This window comes from Nocardia sp. NPDC004260, assembly GCF_053603155.1.
In genome coordinates, this window is sequence record NZ_JBSGEZ010000171.1 from 1 (window position 1) to 4,726 (window position 4,726).

General features: G+C 69.8%; 4 protein-coding genes, 1 tRNA gene and 1 pseudogene. 2 read left to right on the forward strand and 4 right to left on the reverse strand.

Going from position 1 to position 4,726, the window contains the following annotated elements; all coding sequences use genetic code 11:
- Positions 1 to 222 (forward strand): annotated as a pseudogene (locus ACWEO7_RS38075) (hypothetical protein); the annotation flags it as partial.
- A gap of 54 nt (positions 223 to 276) precedes the next feature.
- Here ACWEO7_RS38075 and ACWEO7_RS38080 read toward each other — a convergent pair.
- The 4 genes from ACWEO7_RS38080 to ACWEO7_RS38095 form a co-directional block, all read right to left on the reverse strand.
- Entirely contained in the window at positions 277 to 999 is a 723-nt protein-coding gene (locus ACWEO7_RS38080; RefSeq protein WP_452430539.1) for an SDR family NAD(P)-dependent oxidoreductase, read from the reverse strand.
- A gap of 293 nt (positions 1,000 to 1,292) precedes the next feature.
- Positions 1,293 to 1,366 (reverse strand) — tRNA-Pro (locus ACWEO7_RS38085).
- A 60-nt stretch (positions 1,367 to 1,426) separates the two neighbouring features.
- Positions 1,427 to 3,001 (reverse strand): hypothetical protein, encoded by a 1,575-nt coding sequence (locus tag ACWEO7_RS38090; protein ID WP_452430541.1) that lies wholly within the window; start codon positions 2,999 to 3,001, stop codon positions 1,427 to 1,429.
- Between the two features lie 38 nt (positions 3,002 to 3,039).
- The gene (locus tag ACWEO7_RS38095) at positions 3,040 to 4,002 is read right to left on the reverse strand and encodes a metallophosphoesterase (RefSeq protein ID WP_450024057.1); all 963 of its coding nucleotides are present in this window, start codon (positions 4,000 to 4,002) and stop codon (positions 3,040 to 3,042) included.
- 133 nt (positions 4,003 to 4,135) lie between these two features.
- Here ACWEO7_RS38095 and ACWEO7_RS38100 point away from each other — a divergent pair, with 133 nt between their 5' ends.
- Positions 4,136 to 4,600: a GatB/YqeY domain-containing protein gene (locus tag ACWEO7_RS38100; RefSeq protein ID WP_450024055.1), complete on the forward strand. Its 465-nt coding sequence runs from the start codon at positions 4,136 to 4,138 to the stop codon at positions 4,598 to 4,600.
- Positions 4,601 to 4,726 lie beyond the last annotated feature (126 nt).

Consider the following 4,726-nt stretch of genomic DNA (forward strand, 5'->3'; position numbering starts at 1 on the left):
GACCAGGCCTGGCTGCCCGCGCATCCCACCTTCGACCCGGCCACGCCGTACACGCTGCCGGGTGGCAACCCCAGCATCAACGACGTGAAAACCGGTTCGGGCCAGTGGGGTCCGATCATCGAGCACGCCGGAGCGTCGTGCCAGGTCGGCTTCCACGGCAGCTTCACCTGCCAGGCACTGGGCCGGGGATTCAGTTCCTACGGCGGTACGGTCACCGCCTGAGCGTCCGGCCGGCGCGCTCGCTGACCGCAGGCGCGTCGGCCGCAGCCGCGCCTGCTACCGGCCGCCCGTCCCGTCGAGCCGGATGACCTGTGCGTTCACCGTGCTCGCCGCGTTACCGGCCAGATAGGCGACCACCGCGCCAGGCTCGGTCGGCCGCATCGCGGCGAGGGCGGCCTCGAGTTCCGCGTTGTCGGTCGTCCCGACGCCGTAGCTGACCGTATTGACGGTGATCCGCCGGGACGCGAAGTCCGGGGCCACCGCCCGGCCGAGCTGCTCGACCGCGCCGCGCGCCGCTTCGTGCATCGCGCCGCCCGGGTCGGCGGGATCGCAGACGGTGATGACCCGGCCTTCGTCGGCCAAGTGCTGCAACGCCAGTTGCAGGCCGTGGAAGACACCCTTCACCGTGGCCGCGAAATTGCTGTCGAACGCCTCCGAGCTGAGCTTCGGGAACGGCTCGGACTCCGGCACCGCCGCGGTGTTGACCAGCACGTGCCACCCGCCGCAATCCTCGAGCAGCGCCTGCACCAGCTCCTCGTATTCGTCGCGATCGGCGGTGTCCGCCGCGAGTGCCAGCGCCGCGCCGCCCGCCTCGGTGATCTTCTTGACGACGTCCGCGGCGGGCTCGGGGAAGTGCGGATGCTGTACCACGACCTGAGCGCCTTGCGCGGCAAGAGTTTTCGCGATCGACCTGCCGATTCCGGTGTAGGCCGCCGTGACCAGGGCGGTCTTCCCGGACAGCGGTCTGTCCGCGGGCACGCTGTCGACGGGCTTGCTCATCTGCCGACCTTTCGTCGATTGCGGGAATTCGGTTTCAGCGATGATATTCCCGCATGCGAGCGGACCAACCTACGAAGGGCCGCCGACCACCATAGTGTCGGGTTCCCGGCAACGGTGAGCATCCGCACCGGCCGACCTGAGCGGGTTCCGCACCGCCGCAGCGGCTCGGACGCACCGAGACCATCTGTCGGAAGAAAACCGAGCGGAGTGCGCTGTCCGCGGACGTCTGGATCAACGGAGAAGGCCCCCGACCGTGCACCGGTCAGGGGCCTTTCCGTCGTCTCAACCACGAGTCGGGGTGACAGGATTTGAACCTGCGACCTCTTCGTCCCGAACGAAGCGCGCTACCAAGCTGCGCCACACCCCGTGAAGCGAACCTGGAGTAGCTTACAACAGGGGTGCCCGAGACGTTAAACCGGCAGGTCAGTCACCCTGCGAGGGGGCGGATGCTGGTGAAGATCTTCTTGGCGGTCTCGGCGTCGAGCGCGTGCGGGACGCCTGTGTCGGCGGCGATCACCATGACGAAGTTGCCCTGGTCGTTGGGGAACGCGGCGGTGTAGACGGAGTACGCCTTCGCGCAGCCGGGCTTGGCGTCGGAGACGGTGCCCTTGGTCTCCACGAACATGCCGTGCTGCGATCCGTCCAGCGACGCCAGTGGCATGGGTAGGCCGGGTGTGCCGCCCTGGGTCGCGGTGTAGGCGAGCGTGGCGGTCCTCGTACCGAGTTCGGTCGCCGCCTTCCCCGGGTCGGAGGTGTTCGAGCCGGTGAGGAAAGCTACGGTCCGGGTCGAGCCAGGGCAGTAGCCCTTGCCCTCGCTGGCCAAGCCCTTCCCCGCGACGGCATTCGGTGGCTCGCCGAAGCCGCCGATGGTGCCCTGCGGCGCCACCGTCCAGTCGGCGGGTACGTCGTAGGCGGCGCCGCTGTCGGGTGCTCGGACGACCTGATAGCCGGGGACGACCGGAGTCTTGTCGCCGGAACCTCGCGCGGTCGTCGTCGGGGCCGATCTGGTTGTGGTCCGGGCGGGCGCGCTCGCTGTGGTGGTGTTGAGCGCGTTCACCATCGATGGCGCGGTGCCCTGGCCGGGATCGTTCGTCTTCATCCGGGTGAGGACCACTGCCCCGGCAACGAGACCGGCTACCAGCAGCACCGCCAGTCCGGCCGACAGAAGGACCTTCCCTCGGCCGCTCCCGCTCGGACGGTTCGGTGGCGGCCCTCCGGCCTGTGGACCATAGCCCGGGTGATATCGGCCATCCGGCGCCGTGCCGTATTGCCCGGGTCCGCCGCCCGGTTGCCACTGTGCGGCCTGTGCCGGTGGGCCGAATCGATCCGCGCTCGGATAGCCGAGCAAGGTCGGTGCCGAATCGCCGGGGCCCGGCACGGGACCCGGCCCCCCGCGGCCGAAGGGGTCGAGCGCGCCGAGCGGTTGGCCGAGCATGGTCGGATCGTTGCGCCCGGCTGTACCCGGGCCGGAACCGCCCTGCGGTGGCCACTGCCCGGAGGGCGTATGCCCGAGGGACGGGGCCTGCATGGTGGGATCGTTGTGGCCCGACGGTCCGGGTTGCGCGGGACCACCCGACGACGGAGCGAGCAAGGTCGGGTCGTCCTGCGTGCCCTGCGGCCGAGCCGGTGCGGGATCGCTCTGCCCGCCCGGCTGCCACTGGAGTGTGGGTGCGGGCTCTTGGTACGGCTGCCACTGCGTGGCCGGGTCGGACTGCCACCACTGAGGCGTCGCGCCGTGCTCGGCTGGGCCCGAACGCGGCTGGTCCGGGATCAGGCCGGAAGACCGCCCCTGAGCGCCCCGCTGCCAAGGCGTGCCGGCGGGGCGTCCCGAGTCGTCGGTTCCGCCCGGATGCGCTCCGCTGTGCGGTGGTCGGGCGTCGTTACCGTCGTCCGCTGAAGCAGGAACGGAACGCAATGGGGGGTAGGGCGGTTGCCGAGGGGTCGGCGGCCCGGCGGGCCGCCCCGGAGTCGTCGGGTCGCGCCGGTCGTCGAATCCACTCACAGTTGTCCCCTACCTGCCACACGTCTCGGCAGGGGACATTAGCGGGCGACGGCCTCCGATGCCGACACTCCATGGCCCGTGTCGGCGCCCGGCCGCTTCGGCGGCGCGGCCACCAGCGTCAACAGGGTCGCCTCCGGACGGCAGCAGAACCGGTACGGCGCCCACGGCGAGGTGCCGACACCCGCGGAGACGTGCAACCGGGTGTGCTCCCCCCACTTCGACGGCCCCTTCACCCGGGACCGGTCGATCCCGCAGTTGGTGACCAGGGCGCCGTAGCCGGGCAGGCACAACTGGCCGCCATGGGTGTGCCCGGCGAGCACCAGGTCGTACCCGTCCTCGGCGAAACGGTCCAGCACTCGGGGCTCAGGGGAGTGGGTGAGGCCGAGCCGCAGGTCGGCCAAGGGATTCGGGGCCCCCGCGACAGTGTCGTACCGGTCGCGCTGCAAGTGCGGATCGTCCACACCGGCGGTGGCGATGCGGATGCCTGCCACTTCGAGATCGCGGCGCACGTGCGTCAGATCGAGCCAACCGCGCTCGGTGAAAGCCGCACGCAGGTCTTTCCACGGCAGCGGAGCGCCGTAGGTGCGGCGGTGGTCCTTCTTGAAGTACTTCAGCGGGTTCTTCGCCACCGGAGCGAAGTAGTCGTTGCTGCCGAAAACGAAAAGGCCCGGGCGGGAGAGCAATCCGCCGAGGGCCTGAACTACCGCGGGCACCGACTTCTGATGCGAGAGGTTGTCGCCGGTGTTGACCACCAGGTCGGGCTCCAGCCGATCCAGCTCCCGTAGCCACTGCTGCTTGAGCTTCTGTCCCGGCATCATGTGCAGGTCACTGAGGTGGAGCACCCGCAGCGACGACGACCCCGGCGCCAGCACGGGCATGGTCGCCTCCCGAAGGACGAAGGCGTTGCGTTCGACCAGCGAGGCGTAGCCGATTCCGGCCACCGCGGCCCCGGCGGCTCCCAGCGCGGTCGTGCGTACAGCAGAGGTCGAGATCACGGGCATTTGCCCAGCATAGGTGACCTCGCTCAGGAGCGCCGAGTGTGTTTCCGCACAGGCGCCCGTTTTTCCGGCGGGAAATCGGGCCGCGCGGCAAATGTAGTGGGACCGCCGCGTTCCAGCGGCTACCGTGAGCGGCATGTCGGAACTCAAATCGCAGCTGCGGACGGATCTCACCGCCGCGATGAAAGCCAAGGACACGCTGCGCCTTTCCACGTTGCGGATGCTGCTGTCGGCGATTCAGAACGCCGAGGTCGCCGGCTCGGCGGCCCGTGAACTCACCGACGCCGAGGTCGTCTCCGTGCTGCAGAAGGAGTCGAAGAAGCGCAACGAATCCGCCGAGGTCTACACGCAGGCCGGGCGCGGCGAACTGGCGGCGAACGAGCGCGCCGAGGCACAGATCATCGACGAGTACCTGCCGACCCAGTTGACCGAGGCCGAGGTCGCCGATCTCGCCGACACCGCCATCGCGCAGGTCGCCGAGGAGATCGGGGAGCGTCCCGGCATGCGGCAGATGGGACAGGTCATGAAGATCGCCACCGGGCTCGCCGCGGGCAAGGCCGACGGCTCGCGCATCTCGGCCGCGGTGAAAGCGCGGCTGTAGGACGGCGATGCGAAAGGGGCCGCGAACCGTGGGCGGATTCTAGGGATCGTTGCAACACGTGGTCGTTTGGTTCAGGCCGCAAGTAGTCTATGCAGGCGCTCGGCTGGGGTTTCCCAGCCGAGCGTT

Coding starts and splice junctions, on each gene's coding strand:
- ACWEO7_RS38095 (WP_450024057.1), bottom strand. CDS start 4,002: ATGCCCGTGATCTCGACCTCTGCTGTACGCACGACCGCGCTGGGAGCC.
- ACWEO7_RS38080 (WP_452430539.1), bottom strand. CDS start 999: ATGAGCAAGCCCGTCGACAGCGTGCCCGCGGACAGACCGCTGTCCGGG.
- ACWEO7_RS38100 (WP_450024055.1), top strand. CDS start 4,136: ATGTCGGAACTCAAATCGCAGCTGCGGACGGATCTCACCGCCGCGATG.